Below are 23,818 nucleotides of genomic sequence, written 5' to 3'. Positions count from 1 at the left end.
CCCCAACCGGATCCAGCTGGATCAACCAAGTGGAGCGCTGGTTCGCCTTCCTCACCGACCAACTCCTACGCCGCGGCGTCCACAAAAGCGTCCAAGCGCTGGAGAAAGACGTCCGCGAGTGGATCAAGAACTGGAACGAAAACCCCAAGCCCTTCATCTGGAAGAAGACCGCCGAGGAGATCCTCGACTCCCTCGCCCGATATATCGCACGAATTTCAGGCGGAGGACACTACGAGTGATCACTATTCTGCGGCTCCGGAAGATCTGATGGCTTCTCTTCCATCGGTCGGACAGGCGTTGCCCTTACCGAATTTTGGCAGGCAGGGTCCGTTCTTATCCGTAGAGGCAGGCAAGTCGATCGCTGTGGCTTCGTGCGAGCTGGGCACTCACGCATGATGGTTGTATGCGGGACAGCGTGCTTGAGGTGATCGAGGTTGTCGCACCGGGCCGCGTCGAGATGATCCGGGTGGCGAAGGCGTCCCGCTGATGTCCACGCGAGGGCATCGCGGGCATCGATAGCGGTCAGCGGGCTTCTCGGTCGACGGCCGGCCGATCCCGGCCGCGTGCGAGACGGTCCACTCTCGCCAACGCGGTCGGGATCCGATTCGATCCGGCCATCGCCGCCACGATCCGCGCGGCCTCGACGATCTCAAGGCCGCCAGCGGCTGTGACATAGAGCGGCCGCGTAGCGGCGCCGCGGATGACCTTGACTGCGTGCGTTGCGGTGTGAAATGGACTCTTGGCGACGCCGATAACGGGAAGGTCGAGTGCTTCTGCGGCATGCGCTCCGAGCCCTGGTCGCCCCTGTGGATCAAGGGTGGCGTAACCGTCGATGACGAGGAGTTCAAGGGGTGGACCGAGGGCCAGCACCGCCTGGATGCACGGAAGTTCCCGCTTGAATAGCGCCCCCGACTCGTATGGCACTGTCCGGGAGATGTCGGCCACGTGCGCGGACTTCACCGTTGAGAAGGAAGGCTCACCGCAAACGACCAGCGCCGCCTTCGCCCCACCCATATCGTCGTAATGGACGTCCACGGCTCCGACAGTCATTGTGCCGTCCACGATGCGGGCTCAACCGACGCCGCTAGTAATGGCGCGGAGTTTGCTCTCGGTCACCAGCGCGTCGATGACGTTGGTGATGGTGGCGCGTTTGTCGTCGGTGAGCTGGTCGAGGTCGGCGAGGCGGGCGTCGACGTGGCTGCTGGTGGCGTTGAGAGGTCGTCGCTGGGCGTCGTCGATGAGCAGGTAGTCGACGCTTGATGTTGAAGGTCAGGGCGATGCGGATGACGGCCTCGAGGCTGGGAGCCACCTTGTTGTTCTCGTAGCGGGAGACCTGCCGAGCGTCGGAGTCGATCCGTTCGGCGAGCTCGGCCTGGGACCTGCCCGCCTCGGTGCGCAGCGACTTGAGGCGGTCGCCGTGAAAAGGGCTGGCCATCTCGTGACCTCCGCTCGGTGGTGGTGCTGCCCATTGTGCTGCGTCGATGCCAGTCATGCTTGCCTCCGGTTGCGGGCCCGGCTGCAGAACCTTTGGGTTCCTGCGGACGTGCGAACTCGCACCAACACCAAGCCCGTCACTCCGATCAAGTCCAGCCGCCACGGACGGCCACCTCGATTCCCAGACCTCATGTCGCACGTCAGGTGGCGCAAATCCGTCGCAGATCACCCGGCACAAGGCAAGATCCGGCGTCGAGTGATGTGCGACATGCGCTGGGTGCTACCGGCTGGGATCCTGGCCGGGCGCTAGGTCAGCATCCGGTCTGACAACACCACGCTGGCGATCTTCGGCTCCCGAAGTAGAGTCGCCGCTGACCTCGGGTGGGGGCGACCACCACGGCCAAACTGCGAACACTGCCGCCCGTGCGCGGCGGGGTGGTCTATCAGCTGGTGGATGAAGCCATGCGTACCCGAGCCAAGCGAGCACCACGAGTGGAAATGGTTGGGGAAGCAGGGCGCGGTCGGGGGCGAAGAGCAAGGTGTCGAGAATGCCCCAGAAGCTCGCCAATACAAGCCCGATGACAGCCATCACTCGCCCGGCAAGGCGGAACAACGTCAGGCACACCGCGCAGGCCAAGAGAGCAAACCCGTAGAGCAGCATCAGCCATACGGCCGGCTCTCGTACGTCACCATCGCTGATCAGGTTGATCGTTCCGGCAAGTAGAGCCCAAGCGCCCAAGAGCCCCATCAGCAACTCAGCCACTGTCTCTGCCCATGGCCGCCACCTTGAGTATGCCGCACGCAACGCCTTGCCCATCGATCCCACGCAAGCCTCCTGCCCGCGCCTCACGTCCGCCGGCGGAACGCTGTGGACCGTGTGGCCGCCGCGCCCGAACGTTACTCGCCACAGGAGGCGTTGGGGCGAGATGTTGGCCGGATACTCAGAAGCGTTGACCCGGCCCTGACCTACCGCGCCGATCGTGGCTTCGGCCTGCCAGGGCTGCACTTCCACGATCTTCGCCACACCGGGAACGTACTGGCCGCGCAAACGACTGGGGCGACTCTGCGGGACCTGATGGCCCGGATGGGGCCTGACAGCAGGCGGGCGGCCCTGATCTACCAGCACCTCACACGGGATGCTGACCGACACATCGCCGAGGCCATCGCCGCTCAGATCGCCCGCGACGTCACCGGTTCGTCAGGTCGAGACGAGGGCGCGGACACAGGTGCCCAATAGCACGGAGACAGCACGGCCGATCGGAATCGGCCCCCTCGGGCACGACGGCCGCCGAGCTGATCACGGCTCTGACCCGGCCCGAAGGTCTAGGAGCGGGTGAGGAAAATCGAACTCCCACTGTCAGCTTGGGAATCGTACATATACCTGCGCGAACGGCCCGATCCTCGCGTGATCGGGGGGCTGAAGTGGCCTGGAATAACCCTGGTTGGCCTGACCTAATGGCCTGCTAATGGCCCGGCTGAGCCGATAGCCGCTGGGCTCGACAAACGCGGCAAACCGACTGACGTCGGCACTGGCTCCCCGACCCCGTACGCGAGGGCATCAGCCGATGAAGGACTCGGGGCCGAAGAAGCGGCCCCACGCCACGAAAGCGGCCAGGGCGAGATAGACCACGTCGCCCACGACCGTTGCTCTCTCGCCACGACGGAGGCGCGTGATGATCGCGCCAACAAACAGCAGCACCGCACCTGTAGCGGCCAACGGAACGAGAACCGGCGCGATGCCGAGTACGGCGGGCAGGATCAGTCCCACCGCGGCCAGGAACTCGAGGCCTCCGATGGTCTTGAGAGCACCGGGGCTGAAGTCTTCGACCCATCGGGTTGCGGCGCCGAAGCTGGCCATCTTCTCCTTGGGCACGAACAGCTTGGCGCTGCTGACCAGCAAGGCGGCGGCCAGTAATCCGGCGACGATCCATAGTGCGATGTTCATGAGTCCTCTCTTTGGCAGAGTGTCTGGAGGTGGCGGCCGCGGGGCGGACCCGGGGGTCCCTGGTCCGCCCGCGAGCCTGAGGGGGAATGTCCGCGTCAGCCGAACTGACCGGGCTGGTACTCGCCGCCGGGCGTCCGCGTGATCACGTTCAGCCGGTTGAAGGCGTTGATCGTGCAGATCAGGGCCACCAGGGCCATCAGCTGATCCTCGTCGAAGTGCTTCGCCGCGTTCGCCCACGCCTCATCGGTAACGCCGCTGGAGTCGGCGAGGCGGGTGCCCTGCTCGGTGAGTTCCAGCGCCGCCCGCTCCGCGTCGGTGTAGACGGTTGTCTCCCGCCATGCCCCGACCAGGTTGATCCGCACCACGCTCTCGCCGGCGGCTGCGGCGTCCTTGGTGTGCATGTCGAGGCAGCCGCCGCAGCCGTTGATCTGGCTGGCGCGGATCTTCACCAGTTCCTGCACCGCCTTCGGCAGTGCCGAGTCGGTGATGGCCTTGTTCGACGAGATGATGTACCTGGCCCACTTCGACCCGACCTCGTTGACCATGGGGTTGATCCGGGATTCCATCTCGATCTCCTTCGTCTTCGGATGCTTGCACCACTGCGACGAAGCACCCCGCCAAGACGTAACAACCACCTGCGCTCGACGTGCGCTACTCGGGTCGCGCGGGCAGACCCATGGTGTCGAGGCGCTTGCGGTCGCTCACGGTCAGGAGCTCGACGATCCGGCCGTCGACCACGGTGCACGCCACCACGCCGAGCACCTTGCCTTTCGCACCCCAGGCCACGAACCCGGGCTCGCCGTTGACCAGGACCGCCAGCGCCGAGGTCATCGACCGGATGCCGCGCAGGATCGGACCGGCCACCTCGGCCGCCCCGACCGTGGTCATCACGCCCTGCGGGTGGTAAGTGCGCCAGGTCACCTTCGGATCGAGCAGCCGTACGAGCCCTTCGAAGTCCCCGCTCCGCGCCGCGGCAAGAAATGCGTCGACCACTGCGCGCTGCCGCCGTGGCTCCTCCTGCGGCAGCGACGTGCCCTGCACCTTCCGGCGGGCCCGGCTGGCAAGCATCTTGGTCGCGTCGGCGGACCGGCCGATGATCTCGCCGATCTCAGCGAAGGGCACCGCGAACATGTCATGCAGTACGAACGCCAACCGCTCGGTGGGTGTGAGGGTGTCGAGCACCACCAGCAGTGCCAGCCCGACCGACTCGGCGAGTATCGCGTCGTCCTCGGGTGTCGCTCCGCCGTCCACGGTCACCACCAGCTCGGGCAGCCGGTCTTCGTACGGCAGCTCGGCCCGGGTCTTGCGCGAGCGCAGCACGTCGATGGCTGCCGCCAGACCCGGCCGACCACGGTGGTCAGCCAGCCGGCCAGGTTGTCGATCGCGGCCGCGTCCTGTCGCGCCAGCCGGATCCAGGCCTCCTGCACCGCGTCCTCGGCGTCCAGCCGCGACCCGAGCATCCGGTAGGCGACCGCCACCAGGCGCTCGCGCTGCTGTTCGAAGGCTGCCGCCAGTGCTTCGTGCGGACCTGATCCGGCCATGTTGTTACCTTCCTTGCGCCAACTCCGTCATGGTAATGACGGGCCCGAAGGCGCCGAGGTAACCGTTCGGCGTGCATCGGGCACAACAATGGTGCGTCAGCGCGAAGCGTCCAGGCTGGAGGGTTTCTCTCTCGTCGGTCGGGCAGGCGTAGCCCTTACCCGGGTTCTGGACAAGGGTGCAAGGCTCGACATCGGAGACCCTTGCGGCTTGGCCTTGCACCCTTGTCCAGGTTCCGGGTATGCCTTCGGTGCTCGATCGACGAGAGAGAAACCGACGACCCCTGACCCGAGCTTGATCGTGCCTCTCTCGGAGGGAGGGCCGGGGGTGTTGGGGGCGGAGCCCCTGACTATGAATCAGGCCGCGTGTTCGTCTGCCGCCCGGCGAGCCCGAGGACGGCGCCCCGCGCCGCCCGCAAGGGCGGCAGCCGGGCGGTGCGCCGCGTCAGCGGCGCCTTGATGACCACACTGCCTCGGCTGCCGGCACACCTGGTTCGTGAAGGCGCGATCCAGGCGGGTGTCTGCGTACGTCCGATCGTCCGCGAGCTGATCGACACCGAGACGGGCGAATCGCAGTACGTACCGATCCCTGTCAATCCACCCTTGCCTCGGCATGCCCACCCTGTGCCGACAAGTCCCGCCGGCTCCGGATGCAGCAGTGCCGGGGGGCTGGCACCTCGCCGAGGAGCCCACCGACGACATGGACGAAGACGACGACCAGGCGGCCGGCGAACCGGACGAAGACGACGGTCAGGAAGGGGAGCCGGACGAGGAGGAGAACGGGCGACGGGTGCGGTCGACCCCCCGCCGCGATGACGTGCCAGACCTTCCCCGGCTGCCGGTCGAGAAGCGGACCGTTGGCAGGGTGTTCGAGGGCAGTGATGGCAAGCGGTGGCGGCCCTCGATGTTCGTCACGTTCACCATGGACTCGTACGGCCCTGTCCGCCCCGACGGCGCCCCTGTCAACCCCGCGACTTACGACTACCGACGCGCCGCGCTCGACGCCCTGCACCTGTCGAAGCTGTGGGACCGGCTGATCCAGAACCTCCGCCGGGCGGTCGGCTACGAGGTGCAGTACTTCGCCGTCCTGGAGCCCCAACGCCGCTTGGCCCCTCACATCCACGCTGCGATCCGGGGCGCGATCCCCAGGCGGCTGCTCCGCCAGGTGATCGCCGCGACGTACGCCTCGGTGTGGTGGCCGCCGCACGAGCAGATCGTGTATGCCGACGACCACATCCCAGTCTGGGACAGCGGCGCGGGCGGTTACGTCGACCCCGACAACGCGATGTCATTGCCCACCTGGGATCAGGCACTCGACGAGCTGGACGCCGACGAGGACGCCCACCCCGCACACGTGGTCCGATTCAGTCGACAGTCCGACATGCAAGGACTCATCGGTGGCACCGCACAGGCAGACCGGCGGATCGGCTACCTGACCAAGTACCTCACCAAGGCCATCACCGACCCGCTCGACGACGAGGACGAGGCCTCCGCCGCCCGCGAGACACACATCGATCGGATGCACGCCGAACTGCGGTGGCTGCCCTGCTCGCCACGCTGCGCGAACTGGCTCGCCTACGGCATCCAGCCCAAAGACGCCACCGACGGCATGGCACCCGGCGAGTGCCCACTCAAGGCCCACGACCGCGAACACCTCGGCTGCGGCGGCCGGCGCGTCCTCGTCTCCCGCAATGGACCGGCAAGACCCTGACCGAGCACAAAGCCGACCGAGGCAACGCCGTCCGGACAGTGCTCGAAGCCGCCGGCATGGCCATCGACGACGCCGACAGGTACGCGGCCTCATCCGTCCGCGAGGACGGCACAGCCCGCTACGTCTGGCAGAGCGTCAAAACCGAGGACCTGCCCAGCTACACCGGCATCATCGCCCGGTCCATCGCCGAACGAAACCAATGGCGGGCCGAGTACGAACAGGCCAAACAACGCGCCGGACCCGACCCCGGACCTAATTCAGCAAGTCGACGAGTGGCCTAGCGAAGGGTGGACGAAGAGTTGAGCGAGAGCGAGATGTTGACCATCGACGAGTCGGCCGTCCGGATGAACATGAGTGTTCGTCACGTCCGCCGGCTCGTCGCGGAGCGGCGGATCGCGTTTCACAAGTTCGGCCGGAGTGTGCGGCTCAGTGCGGAGGATGTCGCCGCGTACATCGACGCCGGGCGCGTCGAGCCACTCACTGAAACGCGGGTGTGGCGTGGCAATCGGAAGGTGGCGTGATGGCTAGCAAGAGAGGACGTCGGCGATTCGGCAATGTGCGAAAGCTGCCGTCCGGGAGGTTCCAGGCTCGCTATCCGGGGCCTGACGGGCAGATGCGGGCAGGTCCGGAGACGTTCGAACGAAGGGGTGATGCCGATCGGTACCTCACGCTCGTGGAGGCACAGATCGCGAGGAAGGAGTGGACCGACCCGGAGCGAGCGAAGGTCTCCTTACAGGACTACGCGGAACAGTGGATCGCACAACGGCCAGCGCTCCGGCCACGGACCGTCGAGCTGTACCGATGGGTGCTCGCCAAGCACATCACGCCATTCCTGGGCACGGTCCCGCTCGGGCGCCTGGACACGCCGATGATCCGGGAGTGGCGTGCCGAGAGGCTGGCTGCAGGAGTTTCGCAGTCCATGACGGCGAAGGCGTACAGGCTCTTGCGAGCCGTGCTGATGACGGCAGTGAAGGAGGACGAGATCCTTCCGCGGAACCCCTGTCGTCTACGCGGCGCAGATGTGGAGAACCCCGAGGAGCGCCCGGTACTCACAATCGAGCAGGTCTTCCGCCTCTCGTCTGCCATGCCGGGCCGCTTCCGTGCCATGGTCCTCCTCGCGACATTCGCCAGCCTGCGCTGGGGAGAGGTGACGGCGCTTCAACGTCAGGACCTGAAGATCGTCGTGCACCCGAAGCCCGGTGGCCTCCGGATGACGTTCTTGTCGAGCGTGCTCTTGTGCATGTCCGGAGGGCAGTGACCGAGCGGCGCGGTAAGGGCCTCACGCTGGGACCACCGAAGTCGCGCGCGGGCCGTCGTACCCTCTCTATCCCGCACGTAGTCGTTCCGGTGATCTTGGAGCATCTGGAGCGCTACGTGGGGCCGAGTCACCGCGCCTTCGTATTCACGGGCGAGAACGGCCGGCTGATCTGGCGCGGGAACTTCAACAAGCTCGTGAAGTGGCCCACGGTGGTGGCCGACGTCGGTACGCCTGGCCTTCACTTCCACGACCTCCGCCACACCGGAAACCACTTCGCGGCGGCCAGTCGAGCCAGTCTTCGTGACCTGATGGAGCGGATGGGCCACGACTCGATGCGGGCGGCGCTCATCTATCAGCACAGCACGAGGGGTGCGGACGAAGCTATCGCGGCGGCGGTCGACGCTCAGGTTCGTTCCCAGAAATCACTCCCGAACGATCTCCAGCCGGAGGACTCGGCCGGGTCCGATGACGACGATGAGGGCTCCGCGGGAGCGTTAGCGAGACTCAGCTAATGGCACGTGGATGGCACGCGGACGGCTTTTGGTGGGACCTGAGGGCTGCACCCGACGACGCCGGAGAGGCCCTACAAGCCTCTGACCTGGGCATTCGGGTCTCACAAGATCTTGAGCGGGTGAGGAGAATCGAACTCCCACTGTCAGCTTGGGAAGCTGATGTTCTGCCATTGAACTACACCCGCACGACGCCGCCCCACTCCGGGTCCGCATGGACCGGAACGGACGACGACCGGCTCAGGATACTACCCACCTCCGCCCGTTCGCGGACCGCAACCGACACGTTCGCTCCCAGCCGGCGCCACCACCGCCTGCCACCAGTCGCCACGCCCGCGCCACGCCCGCGCCGCGCACCTCCGCGCCGCGCGCCCCCGGGGCGGGGATCCTGCGCCGCGACCGCCACCCGCGCCCGGCGCGCCGAGCGTCGCGCCGGGTCAACCCGGGCGGGCGGTGTTCGGTAGGTTGCGAATGTGCTCCTCTCCGATCGTGATATCCGCCTCGAGCTCGACAAGGCCCGGGTGGTGCTCGACCCGTTCGACCCGACGCTGGTCCAGCCGTCCAGCGTGGACGTACGCATGGACCGGTTCTTCCGGGTCTTCGAGAACCACCGCTACCCCCACATCGATCCCGCCGAGGAGCAGCCCGACCTGACCAGGCTCGTCGAGTGCGAGAAGGGCGAGGCGTTCATCCTGCACCCGGGCGAGTTCGTCCTCGCCTCGACGTACGAGATCATCACGCTGCCCGACGACATCGCCGCCCGGCTGGAGGGCAAGTCGAGCCTCGGACGGCTGGGCCTGCTCACCCACTCGACGGCCGGCTGGATCGATCCCGGCTTCTCCGGCCACGTCACGCTCGAGCTGTCCAACGTTGCCACATTGCCGATCAAGCTCTGGCCGGGCATGAAGATCGGGCAGCTGTGCTTCTTCCGGCTTTCCTCACCGGCGGAGTACCCGTACGGATCAACCCAGCACGGGTCCCGCTACCAGGACCAGCGGGGGCCGACGCCGTCCAAGTCGTACCGCAATTTCTACCGCGCCGACATCTGACCCGGCACGACATCTGACCCAGCCCGACATCTGACCCAGCCGAGATCTGACGCCCAGGGGCCGCAGCGGCACGTCAGACCGGAGGCGCCGGGTCGTACTGGATGCCGCGCCGGACCTGCCGGGCCCGCTCCACCCCGGCCAGCCGGGAGACCAGGTGGAGCGCCATGTCGATACCGGCGGAGACTCCCGCCGAGGTGATCATGTCGCTGTCGTCGACGAACCGTTCCTCAGCGCGAACCGTGACGCTCGGATCGAGTTCGCCCAGCTCGTCGACCGCGCCCCAGTGGGTGGTCGCCGGGCGCCCGGCGAGAAGTCCCGCGGCAGCGTAGACCAGCGAACCAGTACAGACACTCGTCATCAGCGCGACGTTCTCGCGCTGCCGCCGTACCCACGCCAGATGCGCCTCGTCCCGCACCAGCGGTCGGGTGCCGCGCCCGCCGGGGTGGAGCAGAACCTCGAACCCAGGAGCATCGGCGTACGAATGATGGGCGCGGACCGTCAGGCCCTTCGCACACTCGACCGTGCCGCCGTCGCGGGAGACGCAGGAGACGGCGAACCCGTCGTCGGGATATCGGCGGGTCCAGTGGGCGAGGACGTCCCACGGGCCGATGGCGTCGAGTTCCTCCACGCCGTCGAAGAGCACGATGCCGATGTGACGTGGTTCAACCGTGGCCATGGCGCCCATGACACCACACCTTTCGTCATCCGTACCCTGGCAGCCATGGAGTCAGCGTGACGACCCCGGAGCCCGACGCCGAGGCGCGACGCCTGGCCAGGGAGTCCCTCGCGGCCGACGATCCGACGGGCTGGTTCGAACGCCTCTACGCGGCGGCCGAGCAGGGCGCAGCGGTGGTGCCGTGGGATCGCGGAACGCCGCACCCGATGCTCGTGGACTGGGCGCGGGCGCGTGGCCTCGACGGCAGGGGCGGGCGCGCGCTCGTCGTCGGCTTCGGCCCGGGCCACGACGCCGAGTTCGTCAGCAGCCTCGGCTTCACCACGACAGCTTTCGACATCGCGGAGTCCGCGGTGCGCGCCGCCCGGGAACGCTTCCCTGACTCCACCGTGCGCTACCTCACCGCCGACCTGCTGGCGCCGCCGCCGGAGTGGTACGGCGCGTACGACCTGGTGGTCGAGAGCCTGACCGTCCAGTCCCTGCCGGACGCGTTCCGCCCCGATGCGATCCGGCAGGTCGCGCGCCTCGTCGCTCCTGGCGGCACGCTGCTCGTGATCGCCGCCGCCCGCGAGGAGTCCGAACCCGCTGTCGGCCAGCCACCGTGGCCGCTGACGCGCGCCGAGGTGGAGGCGTTCGCCCACGACGGACTCGAGGTCGTACGCATCGACGACCTGTACGACGCTGATCGACAGGTTCGTCGCTGGCGGGCGGAGTTCAGCGGGCCGGCGGCCTGACGGCCCGGACCGTTCAGCGTCGGCGTCGGCGTCGGCTGCTACGCGGGATCGAGGACGAGACGCACCGCGCCGGAAGCCCGGGGCGTACGCACGACCAGGGCGAGCCGCCAGAGGTACGACCCACCCCAGACCCGCTCGAGCCGCCGGTCGTCGAGCGCGATGCGTTCGGTCGAGACGTCGACGAGCGCAGGGTCGTAACCGATCGTCAAGCCTCGCTTGACACCCGGGACGCGGACGACACCGGATCCGGCCGCGGTGTCCGGTTCGCCCGACGTGATGAAGTGCAGACGTACGTCGGACGGCGATCCGTCGAGCTCCCATGCGTCGGACAGGATGACCCGGCCGTCGCCGACCGACCGGTCCAGCGTGACCTCGCGTACCCATGACCGGCAGCCCGCCTCGGCAGGATAGGCGCCGGCGAGATCCAACCGCAGGCCCACCCGGCCAACGCCGTCGCGGGTCAGTTCGACGTCCCGCGCGGCGAACTCCGCACCGGGCGGCTGGTCGTGGCCGTTGATGAGCGGCACGTTGTGGTGGGTGCTGCGCAGGCTCCAGATCTCGTAGCGGCGAGCGGAGAACGTCTTCGCGGTGTACTCCCCGACACCGGCGTCGACCAGCACCGGATGCCCGTCGACCGCGACGAGCACCGTGCCCACGTCGTTGTGGTTGTGGTCCTCGGCGTTGTGCCCGCCCTTGATCGAGAGCAGCAGGCCGTCGTCGCGTCCGGCGTACGTACGGGCGACGAGCAACTGGGTGTCCGGCCACCATGTCTCGGCCACCAGTGGCGCGGGACGCGCCGGCTCGGCCCGCCACTCGGCGTCGGCGAGAGCGAGCAGGCAGCGCCCGAGCGGGGTTCCGGGTTCGACGACGGGGCCATCCGGCCCGCGCAGGGAACGCCCGTGCGCGACCACCTCCTCGTCGCCGATCCGTACGCCGTAGCGGTAGAGGACGTGCCCACACGCGGCCCGGCCGTCGATGCTGGCCGGGCCGTCGGAGACGTTGACGTACCACCGGTCGGCGATGTGGACGCCGTGCGGATAGCGGCCGATCTTCTGGACGAGCGGTACGCCGAAACCGTCGAGTGCACCGCCCGTCGCGGAGTACAGCGTCTCCAGGCACTCCGCGAGCGACGCACCTGCCCGCCACCAGTAGCTGTGCCCCTCGGTGCAGGCACCGTCGGGGAGGTAGCCGCCGACGAACACGTCCAGCCCTTCGACCGCGCGTTCCACGGTGAGCTTGATGTCGGCGGGATCGTCGTCGAGCAGCAGAGAACACGCGAGGACGTTGGAGTTGATCCACGGGTTCCAGTTGTTGACATGCGGGCGGACCCGGCCGAACCAGACCCAGCTGTCAACCGTACGTTGCGGGACGAGGATGCGCGTGCTTACCTCGTCGACCAGGCGCTGCACCGCCGAGTGGGAACGTTCCCGCAACCGGTCGGCGAGCACGGCGTACGTCCATGCCAGCAGCGAACCCGTCTCCGCCGCGAAGAGGTCCAGCGTCGGGTTTCCCGGATCCGGCAGATCCTTGCCGCGATCGGCGCGCTCGGCATTGTCCCCACTGTGGGAGAGGTCGTGCGCCGGGATGCACCACGACGTCTCCTCGCAGAGCAGCCAGACACCGTCGAGAACCTCCTCGTGCCAGCGGTCGTCGTCGGTGAGGCAGGCGGCGATGACGGCGGCGGCGAGCCGCGAGCGCCTGGCAAAAGAGGGGTCCTGGTAGCGCACCCGGTTCCCGGTACGCCGGAAGTCCAGCCACAGTGTGGCCGGCAGCTCCGGCCACGGACCCCGGCAGAGCTCCTCGGCAGCGGCGAGGTGCGCGCGCCGGGTCGTGTCATCGATGCCGGACCAGAAGGCGCGGTCGTCGACGTCGGGCACCGGACGCCACCCTCCCGGCTCCGGCAGGTGGGTCGCGAGCGCGTCACTCGTGAAGATCTCGGTGAGCATGTCGGTAAGGCCCTTCGGCCGGCGACGAGGCAGGTTCACTGTTGACCTTGCCCACATCCGCGGGTCGCCGTGGAGTGCGCTAACCGGTCTCGGCCAGCCTGCCCACAAACGCCCGACGGGTGTGCCGACCGCGAAGCCGGCTGGCGGGACACGGCCGGCCCGAAGGTGTCCAGTTCAGGCGTTCGACCGCGTCGAGTCCACCTACGGTGTCCAATTGTCAGGCCTCGGCTGGCCGACAGTCGAACGACCTGGCTTGACTGGGATCGTGCCGAGACACCAGGAAACCACCCCGTCGACCGTCGACCCGGGCCCCTCCGCGGACCCCTCTGCGGACTCCGCCAACGGGCCACGTCCCGAGCCCCTCATCGGGCCAAGCGAGGCGCCCGCCGTGCACGTCATGTCGTTCAACGTGCGGGTGGGAAGCGACGGGCTCCACGATCCGTGGGCCGACCGGCGTGCCGCGACCGCCGCGGTGCTGCGGTCCGAAGCGCCGACCGTGATCGGTACGCAGGAAGGGCTCTATCACCAGCTGCGCGACATCAGCGCCGACCTGCCGACGCACTACGAGTGGATCGGCACCGGACGCGAAGGCGGCAGCCGTGGAGAGTTCATGGCCGTCTTCTTCGACGTCCGCCGGCTCGACCCACGGGAGTTCGACCACTTCTGGCTCTCCGACACTCCGGCGGAGATCGGGTCGTCGTCGTGGGGCAACAAGGTGGTACGCATGGCGACCTGGATCCGGTTCCGCGACCGGGTGACCGGGCGGGACTTCGTGGTCCTCAACACCCATCTCGACCACGCGGTGGACAAGGCGCAGCGCCTGGGCGCGGAGCTGGTGGCCGAACGGCTCGCCGCCTTCGACCTCGCCCTGCCGGTCATCGTCACGGGCGACTTCAACGTCGCGGCCGAGGCGTCCACGCCGTATGACACGTTGACCACCGGCGCCGGCCTGGTCGACACCTGGTCGGCAGCGAACGACCGCCTGACACCCGCGTACGCGACCTACCACGGCTACGAGCCGGCGGTAGAAGGCGGCGACCGGATCGACTGGATCCTCGTCCGGCCGGATACGCGGGTGCAGGCGGCGGCGATCAACACCCGCACGGTCGACGGTCGGTGGGGGTCGGACCACTGGCCCGTGCAGGCGCTGCTCGCACTCGACTGACCGCGGCAGGTCGCCCCCGCCGCGCCGGCCGATCACCCCTCGACTGACCGCGGCAGGTCGCCCCCGCCGCGCCGGCCGATCACCCCTCGACTGACCGCGGCAGGTCGCACCCGCCGCGCAGGCCGATCACGCCCCGGCTGAAGGCGGCAGGTCGCAACCCGCGAGACGGCGCCGGCCGATCACGCCCGACTGACGACGGCCGGCCGGTCGCCACGCCGGCGCCGTTGTGCCGGCAGGGTGGCGCGCTGCGGCGGATGGGCGGGTTCGACCCGGTTGGCCAACCGGCGGAGGGCCAGCGCGAACGTCCGTCTCAGGCCGCGCAGCACGCGTTCGTGGCGGGTGCGCCGGTGGAGGCGCGAGCGGCGTACGGACCGGCTCATGGTTGCTTCGGCGAGCAGGTCGGCCTGGCGGGACTTGGCGAGTTCGTAGATGGCGTGGTCGTTCATCATCGTGGGACAACTCCTTCTGGCGGAACTTGCGGTGGGAGGACAGGGCGCGGCTGTCCAGGTGGGCGGGCAGCGCCCGCCCACAGGACGGCGAAGGTCGATATCGGGTTCGGTGGGAAGGTCGGTGGCGTCGAGCCGGACGGTGCCCGGCGGTTGGGCAAGGAGCAGGTGCGGCTCAGCGGGCTCGCACGATCGAGATGTCTCCGCTGAGCGTACGAGCACGCACCGACACTGTGAGCTCGCTGTCATCGGGCTCGTCGGCCTGGTCGAGCGCCGAGCTCACGTCGCCTGACAGTGAGGACAGGTCGAGCCAGGCGGCTGTACCCGCGGCGATGCCGACCTGGATGTCGCCCGAGGCCGCGTCGACGGACGCCTCGCCCTGGCGTACGGATCCGATGCGTACATCTCCTGAGGCGGTTTTCGCGTCGACCGACCCACCGATGGTGCCGACCTGGAGGTCGCCCGACGCGGCCTGCAGGCGAAGGTCGCCGCCTACGTCGTCGAGGCGTGCATCGCCAGAGGCCGTGGAGAGCTGCGCGCGTCCGGCCACCGTGGCGATCTGGAGGTCACCGGATGCCGTCTGGACCTTGGCGTCACCGTCGACCTGGCGGCAGAAGACGTCGCCACTCGCGGTCTGGATCGTCACGTCGCCGGCGTGATCGATGCGAAGGTCGCCGGACGCGGAGTGCAACTCCACAGCACCCAGCCGCCCGTCGGCGCCGACGTCGGCGGATGCCACCGACCCCCGTACCGCGGACCCGTCCGGGAGGGAGACCCGGACGGTGATCGAGCCGGTACGACCGAAGCTCCGGTCGTCCGGTGCCTCGACGACGACCACGCCGTCGCGGTGCTCGACCGCGGTGTGCTGGGCGGTTTCGACGTCGCGCGAGTCGCTCGGGTTGCTCGGGAGGACCTCGACCTCGGTCTCGGTACGGGGCCCCGCGCTGATGTGGGCCTCGCCGGAGTTCAGCTTGAGCCGCAGGGTGATGGGTTCAGGGGTAGGAAAAGTAGGCATGACGAACTCCGCTCTCGGCGTCGTGGTGTGGGGATGGGCGAACCTGCCGCGTGGTGCCGGCGGCTGTCGTGCGGGCGCTTGCGGTGCGGGGGTTGTGCTCGCCTGCTGCGCAGGCGCACACGGTGCGGGGGTGCGAGGCTGTGGTGCGGGCAGCTTGTGTGGCCGGTCCGGTCAGCGGGCCCAACCGGAGAAGTGTTGGCCGATCTGCGGGCCGCGACGTCCTCGCATGCGGTCGTCTCGGTCCCGTCGACCGCCCCGGCCGCCTCGGCTGTCGGCCGCCGACGCTTCCTCCAGTGCGACGCCCACCGCACGGACGAGCCAGGTGTTGACCGACACGCCCGCGCGGGCGGCGGCCTCCTCGGCCCGCGTCTTCAGTGACTCAGGGAGCCGGAGCGTCACGCGGGCGGTGCCCTGCTCGGCGTCGGGGATGGGGGGCGGTCCGGGCGGCGGGCCGGGTGGGCCCGGCGGTTCCGGAACGCTCGGGGGCATGGACACCACGAACTCCGGCTCGCGTCCGCGGAGCCTGACCTCCACCGAACCGGGGGCGAGTTCACGGGTGACCTCGTCTGCGGCAGTGGAGAGCGCATCCATGAGCGCGAGCCGTACGGCGGCGTCCAGCGCGGCGGTCAGTCGCTCCGCGGCGGCACGGGCATCCTGACCCGCCACCTCCGCGGCGACTGTCAGGTCGCGGCGAATGCTTTCGACGTACGGTGTAAGTTCCATGACGCCATGGTGGCGTCATAACGACGTCATGTCAAGCGTCGAGTGACGTCGGCGAGGCGGCACGCCTGGAGATGCGGCCTCGACTTCCTGACTGGGCGGCGTCGACCGACCTCAGGAGGCCTGCGGGCCGATCCTCAGGGGGCGGGCCGACCTCACGTCCCGGTGCGGTAGCGGAGGTACATCACGCCGTTGCCGAACCGGCGCTCTTCGAGCAGGTCGAGCTTCAGGCGTACGCCTTCGGGAAGAGACCGCTTCCCGCCTCCGACCATGATGGGTGAGACGAACAGATGACACTCGTCGACCAACCCGGCCTTGAACGCATGAGCGGCGAGTTCGGGGCCCGAGACGGCGAGATCCCGGGTGGCCGCCTGCCTTAGCTGCCGGACCGCTTCGGGATCGAAGTCCCGCTCGATCCGCGTCCTGGCGGTGGAGACCTGCTCGAGCGTCCTGGAGTACACCACCTTGTCGGCGGCCTGCCAGAGTTCGGCGAAGTCCCGCATGAGCGGCGACTGTTCGGCGAGCGTGGGGTCGGTCTCCCAGCCGGCCATGGTCTCGTACATCCGGCGCCCGTAGAGATAGGTGCCGAGCGGCCCCTCATGCTCGTTGATGAAGGCGTGTACCTCCTCGTCGGGCATGCTCCAGTCGAACCTGCCGTCCTCGTCCTCGATGTAGCCGTCGAGCGACATGATCGACGTGTAGATCAGCTTGGCCATGACGCGACCCCTCTCTCGGGTGCCGATTCTGTCCGTACGGTGACTTGCTCGTACGGCGTCTATCGCGGCGCGACGTAGCTGGCCAGCATGTCGGCCAGTTCCTTCGGGCGGCTGAGCGCGACGCAGTGGCCGGCGGCGATCTCGTCGGGGGTGATGCCGAGTCGCTGGGCGGCGTGCCGGCGAAGGAACTCCGGCGGGAAGAAGCGATCCTCGGTGCACAGGACGAATCTCGTCGGTACGTCCGGCCATGAGTCCAGCGGCCACGGCGCATCGCCAGGAGTCGTCGACTGCCGGCGTTCCCTGGACAACGCCTCCTCCGCCAGGTGATGCGGTACGTCGTGGTAGAAGCTGACGAACGGGTCCTCGTGACCAGTCCTGCCAGCGTCGCGCGCGGCCTGCTCCCGCACCGCCGGCCCGCACCCCGTGTTGCCCCACCAGTCGCGCGGTGGCTCGCCGGGGGCGGGGATCATCGCAGCCACCAGGACCAGCACCTCGACCGGAAGCCGATCGGCGACCAGCGGTGCGGTGAATCCGCCGGCCGACTGCGCGACCACGACCAGATCCCTCCGGTCCCCGACGGCCGCGACCACTGCGTCGGCGTACTCCTCGAGACCTGCCGCGTCGTCGTCGATCGGCAGGTCGGGAGCAACGACGTCGTGTCCCCGCGCGCGCAGCTCAGGCTCGAGCAGGTGCCAGTACCAGCCGGTGTCACCGGCGCCATGGATGAGTACGAACGTGGCCATGTCAGCGAACCTCCTGGTCGCTCGACCTCTTGACCTCCAGAGACCGCTTGCACTTTGCAAGCAGTTGCGATCCTAGGTAAACTGCTTTCGAAATGCAACCAGTCGCGTGGAGGCCCTTGAATGACCGAGTCGCACCGGTCGGGATGCCCCATCAACCTGTCGCTCGAGATCTTCGGCGACAAGTGGAGCCTGCTCATCCTTCGCGACATGATCTTCGGCGGCCGCCGACACTTCCGCGAACTCCTGAACGGATCGCAGGAGAAGATCGCCTCCAACATCCTCGCCAACCGGCTGAAGCGGCTGGTCGAGGTAGGCATGCTCACCAAGCGCGACGACCCCACCCACAAGCAGAAGGCGATCTACAGCCTCACCGAACCCGCGATCGAACTCGTACCGATCATGGCGGCGCTCGGCGCCTGGGGAAGCAAATGGCTGCCGGTCAGCGAGGAGCTGTCCGTGCGGGCACGCTTGTTGGACGAAGGCGGCTCCGAACTGTGGGACCGGTTCATGGCCGAACTCCGCGAGGAGCACCTGGACAGCCCGGTTGGCAGCCCGGAGCGTCCCGGCGGCACTCCGCCTGGCAAGACCGTTCGCCAGCACCTGCAGGAGGCCTACCTCGCGGTCGTCGCCAGCACTGAGGCGTCCTGATCCGTAACGGTTCGCCGTGCACCCTCGATCAGCTGAGCCGATCAGCCGACCGTTCCGCCGAGCCAGTAGCTGAGCCGATCAGCCGACCGTTCCAGCCGAGCCAGTTGCTGAGCCGATCAGCCGACCGTTCCAGCCGAGCCAGGAGCCGAGCCGATCAGCGGACCGTTCCATGATCATGAAGGAAAGCGGCGTATACACCGACAAAACGTTCACGATCACGATCATGATCACGGGAGATGGCCCGGGCAGCGCGGTTCAGTCGGTCGAGGCGGCGGCGTCCTGGTCTTCCCGGGGAGCAAGGGTTCCGCGGCGTACGGACTCCAGCAGCAGTTGCGCCACGTCGATCACCTCGACGTTGTCCCCCGCCGTACCGTCCGACTGCTTCTGCGTCAGCCCGTCACCCAGCATCACCGAACAGAAAGGGCAGCCGGTCGCGATGCGTTCGGCACCGGTGTCGACCGCTTCGGTCGTACGGGCGAGGTTGACCCGGGTGCCGATGTTCTCCTCCATCCACATCCGCGCACCGCCCGCACCACAGCAGAACGACCGACTCCCGCTGCGCGGCATCTCGCGGACCTCCACCCCGGGCAGGGCGCCGAGGAGTTCACGCGGTGGTTCGTACACCTGGTTGTGCCGGCCGAGGTAACACGGATCGTGGTACGTGATCGGCTGGGACGCCGAGCCGTTGCCCGCGCCGGCCTCAGGCGCGACCGGCGTCAGCCGTCCCTCCCGCACAAGCCGGTTCAGCAGCTGCGTGTGGTGCACGACCTCCAGTTCCAGACCAAGCTGGCGATACTCGTTCTTGATCGCGTTGAAGCAGTGCGCACATGTCACGACCGCTTTCGTCGCGCCGGCTTCGCGGAGCGTCTCGACATTCTGCTGCGCAAGCATCTGGTAGACGAACTCGTTGCCCGACCGGCGCGCCGGATCGCCCGTGCACGTCTCCGCCTCGCCCAGCACCGCGAACGACACGCCCGCCGTGTGCAACAGCTCGGCCACCGCGCGCGTGGTCCGCTTCGCGCGATCGTCGTACGCACCCGCGCACCCGACCCAGAACAGATACTCCACCTCGCCGAGGTCGTCCACCCCGCCACCCAGCACGGGCACCTCGAAAGGCAGCCCCTTCGTCCAGTCAAGACGCGCCGACGGCGGCATGTTCCACGGGTTCCCCTTGCTCTCCAGGCCGCGGAAGAGTTGGTTGAGCTCGCTCGGAAACTCCGACTCCACCAGTACCTGATGACGGCGCATGTCGGCGATGTGGTCGACGTGTTCGATGTCAACGGGGCATTGCTCCACGCAGGCACCGCACGTGGTGCACGACCACAACACGTCGGAGTCGATGACGAAACCCTCGTCGACCGGACCGACCAGGCCGCGGTCGGCCTCAGCCTTCACAGCATCGGGCAGCGCCGCCCGCGCCTCCTCCGAGGCCTGCAGGAAGGGCGCCTTCGCGTACGCATGATTGCGCAGATCCATCACGAAACCCTTGGGCGACAAGGGCTTTCCGGTGTTCCACGCCGGGCACACCGACTGGCAGCGCCCGCACTCGGTGCACGTCGTGAAGTCGAGGAGCCCTTTCCAGGTGAAGTTCTCGACCGCGCCGGCACCGAAGATGTCGTCCTCGCCGGGATCCTCGAAGTCGATCGGCTTCCCCGCCGAGTGCATCACCGGCAACGCACCGAGGGCATCCCGTCCGTCGGCGTTCCGTTTGAACCAGACGTTGAAGAACCCAGTGAACCGGTGCCACGCCACCCCCATCGTCGGGTTCACCGCGATCACGATGAACCACGCCATCGACACCGCGATCTTGACGGTCGCGACGGCGATGATCGCGGTGGCCAGCGCGGCCGGGCTCAGGCCCGCGAAAGCAATGGCCAGCGGATAGCTCACCACGTGATGCAGCGACCAGCCGCCACCCGCGAGCGCTCCCTCGAGGCCGCGCAACACCAGGATGCACGCGGCAATCGCGACGATCGTGTACTCGACGTAGTAGGCCTGCCAGAACGTCGATCCCGCGAACCTGCTGAGCCGCCCGAGCCGCCGCGGATGCGCCAGCTGGCGGACCACGATGAGGAAGGCGATGCCGAGAAGTGTCAGGAGGGCAACGAGTTCGGCGACGATTTCGTACGGCCACCAGTGTCCGATCAGCGGCAACGCCCAGTCGGCTCCCGCATAGATCTGGCCGTACGCAGTGACCAGGGTGAGGAACAGGAACCCGAACCCGACAAAGACGAACCAGTGGGCGGCCCCCACCAGCGACCACTTCCGCAGCCTCGTGTGGGCCAGCGTCTCGACCAGCATGGTCCGCCAGCGCTGTGCCGGTTCATTCGTACGACCGATCGCCGGCTGGCCGAGCCGGATCACGCCGACCATGGTGGCGACGGTTCGCGCGACGAGCGCGACCGCGACCAGGGTGAGCACCGTCGAGAACACGATCGCGGCGACTCGCATCGGGTCACTCCTCGCGGAAGACAGGCCAGGACAGCGCTGGTAACGCTGGTGTACCCGAGAGTAGGAGGTCCCGCCGTCTCCCGTCGTCGCCAGCCCGGCGTTTTCGCGATCCTCGCGGGAAATGACCACGCTGCCCATGCGGTCGGAGCCGTGACAGGGCGTCGACACCCCGCCTGGCGTCAGTACGCATACCCAGCGTGGTCACTTCCTCGCCGACCGAAAGGTGAGAAAGGCGGGACCCGCTCCCTCACTGCCTCGCCTCACTACCTCGCGTGGTCCTTTCCCGTGCTGCCCGGTAGGTTCGACTGGCTGTTGCCGCTCCTGGGCGACCTTCGCGCAGACCGGTTTGTCCGTACGCACCGTTATGGTGGAGCCGGTGCACGTGATCCGGAGCCCACCCCGGCGCCGCGACCACGGTGGCTGTCAGGCACGGCGACCAGCGGCAGAGTGCGGACCGCCATTCCGCCCGTCGACCGAGGAGGGCCGACGTGATCGAGTTCGAGTCCGTCACCAAGCGCTACCCCGATGGGACCGTGGCGGTCGATGGCGTGGACCTGCGCGCCGAGTCAGGTGAGATCACCGTTCTGGTCGGACCCTCCGGCTGCGGCAAGACCACGTCCCTTCGGATGATCAACCGCATGGTGGAGCCGACCGGCGGCCGGATCCTCGTCGACGGCGCCGACAACACCGCCACTGACGCGGCCAAGCTCCGGCGCGGCATGGGCTACGTGATCCAGCACGCGGGGCTCTTCCCGCACCGTACGGTGATCGACAACATCGCGACCGTTCCTTACCTGCTGGGCTGGAACCGCGCGAAGGCCCGCGCCCGGGCCATGGAACTCCTCGACCGGGTGGGCCTCGACGCCCAGCTCGCCAAGCGCTACCCCGCGCAGCTCTCCGGCGGCCAGCAGCAGCGGGTCGGAGTCGCCCGCGCACTCGCCGCCGACCCGCCGGTCATGCTGATGGACGAACCGTTCAGCGCGGTGGACCCGGTCGTACGCGAAGGACTGCAGGACGAGTTCCTCCGCCTCCAGAACGAGCTCGACAAGACCATCGTGTTCGTCACCCACGACATCGACGAGGCGATCAAGCTCGGCGACAAGGTGGCCGTCCTCCGGACCGGCGGCACGCTGGCGCAGTTCGCCGCACCCAAGGAGCTGCTCTCGCGACCGGTCGACGAGTTCGTCGCGGGCTTCGTCGGCAAGGATCGGGGCTATCGCGCGCTGTCGTTCACGCCCGCCGACGGCATCACCTACGACCCCGAACCCGCCGTCGCGCTTGGGGCGAGTGCCGAGCAGGCCCGCGCCACGGCCCGCGACGGCTGGGTTCTCGTCGTCGACGACGGGCAACGCCCGCAAGGCTGGGTTGACGTCGGCCGGCTGACCAGTGAGGTGACGCCCGAACTCCTCCACCGCGGCGGCACGGTCGGCAGCGTCACCGGCTCGCTGCGCAGTGCCCTCGACGCCGCCCTGTCCTCACCGACAGGTCGTGGCGTGATGGCTGACGACGACGGGCGGTTGGTCGGCGCGGTCAGCACGGCGACCGTTCTGGCCCTCCTCGACCCACCGACCTCCGATGCCGCCGGCGGCAACGGTGGTGGTACGACCGGCAAGGGCAGGAGCAACGGAGGTTCCGGTCGCGGCGGGCACGACACCGGCTCCACGACAGGAGCCCCGCGGTGATCGAGTGGTTCACCAGCAACGCCGGTCAGGTGGGCGGCTATTTCGCCTGGCACGCCTGGCTGTCGGTGCTGCCTCTCCTTCTGGGGCTGGCGATCTCGATCCCGCTGGGCTGGCTGGCCCGGCGCCACCGCCACCTCTACCCGCCGATGATCGGCGTGACCGGTCTGCTCTACACCATCCCGTCGCTCGCGCTGTTCGTCGCGCTGCCCGTGATCCTGGGTACCAAGATCCTCGATCCGATCAACGTCGTCGCCGCGCTGACGGTCTACACCGTCGCTCTGCTCGTACGCACGGTCGCCGACGGCCTCGCCACCGTCCCTGACGACGTACTCCAGGCGGCGACCGCGATGGGCTACCGCCGGCCGCGGCGGCTGGCGAGCGTCGAACTGCCGGTCGCGGTGCCGGTGATCGGCGCCGGGCTTCGGGTCGCCGCGGTCTCCAACGTCAGCCTGGTCGCCGTCTCCGCGATCATCGGCACCCCTGAACTCGGACTGCTGTTCACCGACGGCTTCTCGCGGAACTTCATGGCGCCGCTCATCGTCGGCATTCTCGGCTGCGTCGTGCTCGCGTTGGCCCTGGACGGCATCATTCTCGGGCTGATCAGGGCACTGACCCCGTGGCAACGGGCAGGGAGCGCAGCATGATCGCGGAACTCGCTGCCTGGCTCTCCGACCCCGCTCACTGGAGCGGCCCAGAAGGCATCACGCAGCGGCTGATCGAGCACACGGGCTACTCCCTGCTCGCCCTGACGCTCGCCGCCCTCATCGGCATCCCGCTCGGCATGTACATCGGGCACACCGGTCGCGGCACCTTCATGGTCGCCGGGCTGGCCAACGCGCTTCGCGCGCTTCCGACGTTCGGGCTGCTGATTCTCGTCACCCTCCCGCTGATCAGTCGGCTGCCCGGTGACCTCGGATTCCTGGTGCCGAGCATCTCCGTGCTGGTCGTCCTCGCCGTTCCACCGATCCTCACGAGCACGTACGCCGGTGTGCAGGGCGTCGACCTCGCCGCCCGGGACGCGGCGTACGGCATGGGCATGACCGGCCACGAGGTGCTCGCGAAGGTCGAGGCGCCGTGCGCGCTGCCGCTGGTCTTCTCCGGCCTGCGCAGCGCGATGCTGCAGATCGTCGCCACGGCCACCATCGCGGCGTACGTCGGGCTGGGCGGGCTCGGCCAGTTCGTCATGGACGGGATCGCGGTCCGCGACTATCCGCAGATGCTCGCGGGAGCGGTGCTGGTGGCGGCGCTCGCCGTCGTGGTCGAACTGGCGCTGGCGGCGGCGCAGTGGCTCGCGGTGCCGCGGGGGCTCCGCCGTCGCACGGCGCGGCGCCGAACGCAGGACGCAGGAAAGGTCGAGGCCGACCCGACCGAGCACGAACCCGTCGCGGCGTAGCGGCGGGACGCGGGGGCAGCCGGAGTTCCGTACGACACCCAT

At 68.5% G+C, this 23,818-nt stretch carries 28 protein-coding genes, 1 tRNA gene and 2 pseudogenes; 15 read left to right on the top strand and 16 right to left on the bottom strand.

What is annotated here, in order from left to right:
• Positions 1–239: pseudogene (locus ABN028_RS08445) on the top strand (IS630 family transposase); the annotation flags it as partial.
• Positions 240–522: 283 nt separating this feature from the next.
• On the opposite strand, the gene ABN028_RS08440 reads toward ABN028_RS08445, so the two are convergent.
• Positions 523–1,014, bottom strand: a complete 492-nt coding sequence (locus ABN028_RS08440) for an endonuclease V (RefSeq protein WP_349696206.1) — start codon at positions 1,012–1,014, stop codon at positions 523–525.
• 9 nt (positions 1,015–1,023) lie between these two features.
• Here ABN028_RS08440 and ABN028_RS08435 point away from each other — a divergent pair, with 9 nt between their 5' ends.
• The gene (locus ABN028_RS08435) at positions 1,024–1,260 is read left to right on the top strand and encodes a hypothetical protein (RefSeq protein WP_349696197.1); all 237 of its coding nucleotides are present in this window, start codon (positions 1,024–1,026) and stop codon (positions 1,258–1,260) included.
• A 25-nt stretch (positions 1,261–1,285) separates the two neighbouring features.
• Here ABN028_RS08435 and ABN028_RS35300 read toward each other — a convergent pair.
• Positions 1,286–1,435: pseudogene (locus tag ABN028_RS35300) on the bottom strand (helix-turn-helix domain-containing protein); the annotation flags it as partial.
• Between the two features lie 867 nt (positions 1,436–2,302).
• Here ABN028_RS35300 and ABN028_RS08430 point away from each other — a divergent pair.
• The gene (locus tag ABN028_RS08430) at positions 2,303–2,671 is read left to right on the top strand and encodes a hypothetical protein (RefSeq protein WP_349696196.1); all 369 of its coding nucleotides are present in this window, start codon (positions 2,303–2,305) and stop codon (positions 2,669–2,671) included.
• A gap of 321 nt (positions 2,672–2,992) precedes the next feature.
• Here ABN028_RS08430 and ABN028_RS08425 read toward each other — a convergent pair whose 3' ends face one another.
• From ABN028_RS08425 to ABN028_RS08410, 4 genes are all read right to left on the bottom strand, one after another.
• Positions 2,993–3,379, bottom strand: coding sequence for a DoxX family protein (locus ABN028_RS08425; RefSeq protein WP_349695089.1), 387 nt, complete (start codon positions 3,377–3,379; stop codon positions 2,993–2,995).
• Between the two features lie 95 nt (positions 3,380–3,474).
• Complete coding sequence (locus tag ABN028_RS08420) at positions 3,475–3,945, bottom strand: carboxymuconolactone decarboxylase family protein (RefSeq protein ID WP_349695090.1); 471 nt, start codon at positions 3,943–3,945, stop codon at positions 3,475–3,477.
• A gap of 85 nt (positions 3,946–4,030) precedes the next feature.
• Positions 4,031–4,699: a sigma factor-like helix-turn-helix DNA-binding protein gene (locus tag ABN028_RS08415; protein WP_349696195.1), complete on the bottom strand. Its 669-nt coding sequence runs from the start codon at positions 4,697–4,699 to the stop codon at positions 4,031–4,033.
• A complete protein-coding gene (locus tag ABN028_RS08410) occupies positions 4,633–4,920 on the bottom strand; it encodes a sigma factor (protein WP_349696194.1) in 288 nt (95 codons plus the stop codon). The genes ABN028_RS08415 and ABN028_RS08410 overlap by 67 nt, the downstream gene beginning before the upstream one ends.
• Before the next feature lie 697 nt (positions 4,921–5,617).
• Between ABN028_RS08410 and ABN028_RS08405 the strand changes: the two genes are divergently transcribed.
• The 5 genes from ABN028_RS08405 to ABN028_RS08385 all read left to right on the top strand — a co-directional run bounded on the left by ABN028_RS08405 (position 5,618) and on the right by ABN028_RS08385 (position 8,398).
• Positions 5,618–6,628, top strand: a complete 1,011-nt coding sequence (locus ABN028_RS08405) for a replication initiator (RefSeq protein ID WP_349696193.1) — start codon at positions 5,618–5,620, stop codon at positions 6,626–6,628.
• A 56-nt stretch (positions 6,629–6,684) separates the two neighbouring features.
• The gene (locus tag ABN028_RS08400; RefSeq protein ID WP_349696192.1) at positions 6,685–6,909 is read left to right on the top strand and encodes a hypothetical protein; all 225 of its coding nucleotides are present in this window, start codon (positions 6,685–6,687) and stop codon (positions 6,907–6,909) included.
• A gap of 18 nt (positions 6,910–6,927) precedes the next feature.
• Positions 6,928–7,149 (top strand): excisionase family DNA-binding protein, encoded by a 222-nt coding sequence (locus ABN028_RS08395; protein ID WP_349696191.1) that lies wholly within the window; start codon positions 6,928–6,930, stop codon positions 7,147–7,149.
• Positions 7,149–7,886: a site-specific integrase gene (locus ABN028_RS08390; RefSeq protein WP_349696190.1), complete on the top strand. Its 738-nt coding sequence runs from the start codon at positions 7,149–7,151 to the stop codon at positions 7,884–7,886. The genes ABN028_RS08395 and ABN028_RS08390 overlap by 1 nt, the downstream gene beginning before the upstream one ends.
• 89 nt (positions 7,887–7,975) lie before the next feature.
• Positions 7,976–8,398, top strand: coding sequence for a site-specific integrase (locus ABN028_RS08385; protein WP_349696189.1), 423 nt, complete (start codon positions 7,976–7,978; stop codon positions 8,396–8,398).
• 114 nt (positions 8,399–8,512) lie between these two features.
• On the opposite strand, the gene ABN028_RS08380 is transcribed toward ABN028_RS08385, so the two are convergent.
• Positions 8,513–8,583: transfer RNA gene (locus ABN028_RS08380), tRNA-Gly, on the bottom strand.
• Between the two features lie 285 nt (positions 8,584–8,868).
• Here ABN028_RS08380 and dcd point away from each other — a divergent pair.
• Positions 8,869–9,444, top strand: coding sequence for a dCTP deaminase (gene dcd, locus ABN028_RS08375; protein WP_349328252.1), 576 nt, complete (start codon positions 8,869–8,871; stop codon positions 9,442–9,444).
• Between the two features lie 73 nt (positions 9,445–9,517).
• Here dcd and ABN028_RS08370 read toward each other — a convergent pair whose 3' ends face one another.
• A complete protein-coding gene (locus tag ABN028_RS08370) occupies positions 9,518–10,129 on the bottom strand; it encodes a DJ-1/PfpI family protein (protein WP_349696188.1) in 612 nt (203 codons plus the stop codon).
• 47 nt (positions 10,130–10,176) lie between these two features.
• Between ABN028_RS08370 and ABN028_RS08365 the strand changes: the two genes are divergently transcribed.
• Positions 10,177–10,851, top strand: a complete 675-nt coding sequence (locus ABN028_RS08365; protein WP_349328254.1) for a class I SAM-dependent methyltransferase — start codon at positions 10,177–10,179, stop codon at positions 10,849–10,851.
• Between the two features lie 38 nt (positions 10,852–10,889).
• On the opposite strand, the gene ABN028_RS08360 is transcribed toward ABN028_RS08365, so the two are convergent.
• The gene (locus tag ABN028_RS08360) at positions 10,890–12,836 is read right to left on the bottom strand and encodes a heparinase II/III family protein (protein ID WP_349696187.1); all 1,947 of its coding nucleotides are present in this window, start codon (positions 12,834–12,836) and stop codon (positions 10,890–10,892) included.
• A 226-nt stretch (positions 12,837–13,062) separates the two neighbouring features.
• Here ABN028_RS08360 and ABN028_RS08355 point away from each other — a divergent pair, with 226 nt between their 5' ends.
• Complete coding sequence (locus ABN028_RS08355; protein ID WP_349328256.1) at positions 13,063–13,962, top strand: endonuclease/exonuclease/phosphatase family protein; 900 nt, start codon at positions 13,063–13,065, stop codon at positions 13,960–13,962.
• Positions 13,963–14,141: 179 nt separating this feature from the next.
• Here ABN028_RS08355 and ABN028_RS08350 read toward each other — a convergent pair whose 3' ends face one another.
• The 5 genes from ABN028_RS08350 to ABN028_RS08330 all read right to left on the bottom strand — a co-directional run bounded on the left by ABN028_RS08350 (position 14,142) and on the right by ABN028_RS08330 (position 17,602).
• A complete protein-coding gene (locus ABN028_RS08350; protein WP_349692477.1) occupies positions 14,142–14,411 on the bottom strand; it encodes a hypothetical protein in 270 nt (89 codons plus the stop codon).
• A gap of 172 nt (positions 14,412–14,583) precedes the next feature.
• Entirely contained in the window at positions 14,584–15,423 is an 840-nt protein-coding gene (locus ABN028_RS08345) for a DUF4097 family beta strand repeat-containing protein (RefSeq protein ID WP_349692478.1), read from the bottom strand.
• Between the two features lie 171 nt (positions 15,424–15,594).
• Entirely contained in the window at positions 15,595–16,146 is a 552-nt protein-coding gene (locus ABN028_RS08340; protein WP_349696186.1) for a toxin-antitoxin system HicB family antitoxin, read from the bottom strand.
• A 152-nt stretch (positions 16,147–16,298) separates the two neighbouring features.
• Positions 16,299–16,859 (bottom strand): dihydrofolate reductase family protein, encoded by a 561-nt coding sequence (locus ABN028_RS08335; protein WP_349328260.1) that lies wholly within the window; start codon positions 16,857–16,859, stop codon positions 16,299–16,301.
• Between the two features lie 59 nt (positions 16,860–16,918).
• Positions 16,919–17,602 carry an alpha/beta fold hydrolase gene (locus ABN028_RS08330; protein ID WP_349696185.1) on the bottom strand — a complete coding sequence of 228 codons (684 nt, stop codon included), beginning with the start codon at positions 17,600–17,602 and terminating at the stop codon, positions 16,919–16,921.
• Positions 17,603–17,722: 120 nt separating this feature from the next.
• On the opposite strand from ABN028_RS08330, the gene ABN028_RS08325 reads away from it, so the two are divergent.
• A complete protein-coding gene (locus ABN028_RS08325; protein ID WP_349696184.1) occupies positions 17,723–18,250 on the top strand; it encodes a winged helix-turn-helix transcriptional regulator in 528 nt (175 codons plus the stop codon).
• A gap of 78 nt (positions 18,251–18,328) precedes the next feature.
• Here the strand turns inward: ABN028_RS08325 and ABN028_RS08320 are convergent, their stop codons facing one another.
• Entirely contained in the window at positions 18,329–18,475 is a 147-nt protein-coding gene (locus tag ABN028_RS08320) for a hypothetical protein (protein WP_349696183.1), read from the bottom strand.
• A gap of 30 nt (positions 18,476–18,505) precedes the next feature.
• Entirely contained in the window at positions 18,506–20,701 is a 2,196-nt protein-coding gene (locus ABN028_RS08315) for a (Fe-S)-binding protein (protein WP_349696182.1), read from the bottom strand.
• A gap of 488 nt (positions 20,702–21,189) precedes the next feature.
• Here ABN028_RS08315 and ABN028_RS08310 point away from each other — a divergent pair, with 488 nt between their 5' ends.
• From ABN028_RS08310 to ABN028_RS08300, 3 genes are read left to right on the top strand one after another with little or no spacing between them, the layout of a single operon-like run.
• Positions 21,190–22,383, top strand: a complete 1,194-nt coding sequence (locus ABN028_RS08310; RefSeq protein ID WP_349696181.1) for an ABC transporter ATP-binding protein — start codon at positions 21,190–21,192, stop codon at positions 22,381–22,383.
• Entirely contained in the window at positions 22,380–23,027 is a 648-nt protein-coding gene (locus ABN028_RS08305; RefSeq protein WP_349696180.1) for an ABC transporter permease, read from the top strand. Before ABN028_RS08310 ends, ABN028_RS08305 begins: the two co-directional genes overlap by 4 nt.
• Complete coding sequence (locus tag ABN028_RS08300) at positions 23,024–23,776, top strand: ABC transporter permease (RefSeq protein ID WP_349696179.1); 753 nt, start codon at positions 23,024–23,026, stop codon at positions 23,774–23,776. The genes ABN028_RS08305 and ABN028_RS08300 overlap by 4 nt, the downstream gene beginning before the upstream one ends.
• The last annotated feature ends 42 nt before the right edge of the window (positions 23,777–23,818 follow it).

It is taken from the genome of Actinopolymorpha sp. B17G11 (assembly GCF_040196095.1).
In the GTDB taxonomy this organism is placed as follows: Bacteria; Actinomycetota; Actinomycetes; order Propionibacteriales; family Actinopolymorphaceae; genus Thermasporomyces.
Note: the sequence above shows the minus strand (reverse complement) of the source record. Positions and strands in the feature narration are given on the sequence as shown.

Excerpts from the sequence above, each read along its gene's own strand:
- ABN028_RS08440 (WP_349696206.1), bottom strand. The coding sequence starts at position 1,014 with ATGGGTGGGGCGAAGGCGGCGCTGGTCGTTTGCGGTGAGCCTTCCTTC.
- ABN028_RS08435 (WP_349696197.1), top strand. The coding sequence starts at position 1,024 with ATGGACGTCCACGGCTCCGACAGTCATTGTGCCGTCCACGATGCGGGC.
- ABN028_RS08425 (WP_349695089.1), bottom strand. The coding sequence starts at position 3,379 with ATGAACATCGCACTATGGATCGTCGCCGGATTACTGGCCGCCGCCTTG.
- ABN028_RS08420 (WP_349695090.1), bottom strand. The coding sequence starts at position 3,945 with ATGGAATCCCGGATCAACCCCATGGTCAACGAGGTCGGGTCGAAGTGG.
- ABN028_RS08410 (WP_349696194.1), bottom strand. The coding sequence starts at position 4,920 with ATGGCCGGATCAGGTCCGCACGAAGCACTGGCGGCAGCCTTCGAACAG.
- ABN028_RS08405 (WP_349696193.1), top strand. The coding sequence starts at position 5,618 with ATGGACGAAGACGACGACCAGGCGGCCGGCGAACCGGACGAAGACGAC.
- ABN028_RS08400 (WP_349696192.1), top strand. The coding sequence starts at position 6,685 with ATGGCCATCGACGACGCCGACAGGTACGCGGCCTCATCCGTCCGCGAG.
- ABN028_RS08390 (WP_349696190.1), top strand. The coding sequence starts at position 7,149 with ATGGCTAGCAAGAGAGGACGTCGGCGATTCGGCAATGTGCGAAAGCTG.
- ABN028_RS08370 (WP_349696188.1), bottom strand. The coding sequence starts at position 10,129 with ATGGGCGCCATGGCCACGGTTGAACCACGTCACATCGGCATCGTGCTC.
- ABN028_RS08350 (WP_349692477.1), bottom strand. The coding sequence starts at position 14,411 with ATGATGAACGACCACGCCATCTACGAACTCGCCAAGTCCCGCCAGGCC.
- ABN028_RS08345 (WP_349692478.1), bottom strand. The coding sequence starts at position 15,423 with ATGCCTACTTTTCCTACCCCTGAACCCATCACCCTGCGGCTCAAGCTG.
- ABN028_RS08340 (WP_349696186.1), bottom strand. The coding sequence starts at position 16,146 with ATGGAACTTACACCGTACGTCGAAAGCATTCGCCGCGACCTGACAGTC.
- ABN028_RS08335 (WP_349328260.1), bottom strand. The coding sequence starts at position 16,859 with ATGGCCAAGCTGATCTACACGTCGATCATGTCGCTCGACGGCTACATC.
- ABN028_RS08330 (WP_349696185.1), bottom strand. The coding sequence starts at position 17,602 with ATGGCCACGTTCGTACTCATCCATGGCGCCGGTGACACCGGCTGGTAC.
- ABN028_RS08325 (WP_349696184.1), top strand. The coding sequence starts at position 17,723 with ATGACCGAGTCGCACCGGTCGGGATGCCCCATCAACCTGTCGCTCGAG.
- ABN028_RS08320 (WP_349696183.1), bottom strand. The coding sequence starts at position 18,475 with ATGATCGTGATCGTGAACGTTTTGTCGGTGTATACGCCGCTTTCCTTC.
- ABN028_RS08315 (WP_349696182.1), bottom strand. The coding sequence starts at position 20,701 with ATGCGAGTCGCCGCGATCGTGTTCTCGACGGTGCTCACCCTGGTCGCG.
- ABN028_RS08300 (WP_349696179.1), top strand. The coding sequence starts at position 23,024 with ATGATCGCGGAACTCGCTGCCTGGCTCTCCGACCCCGCTCACTGGAGC.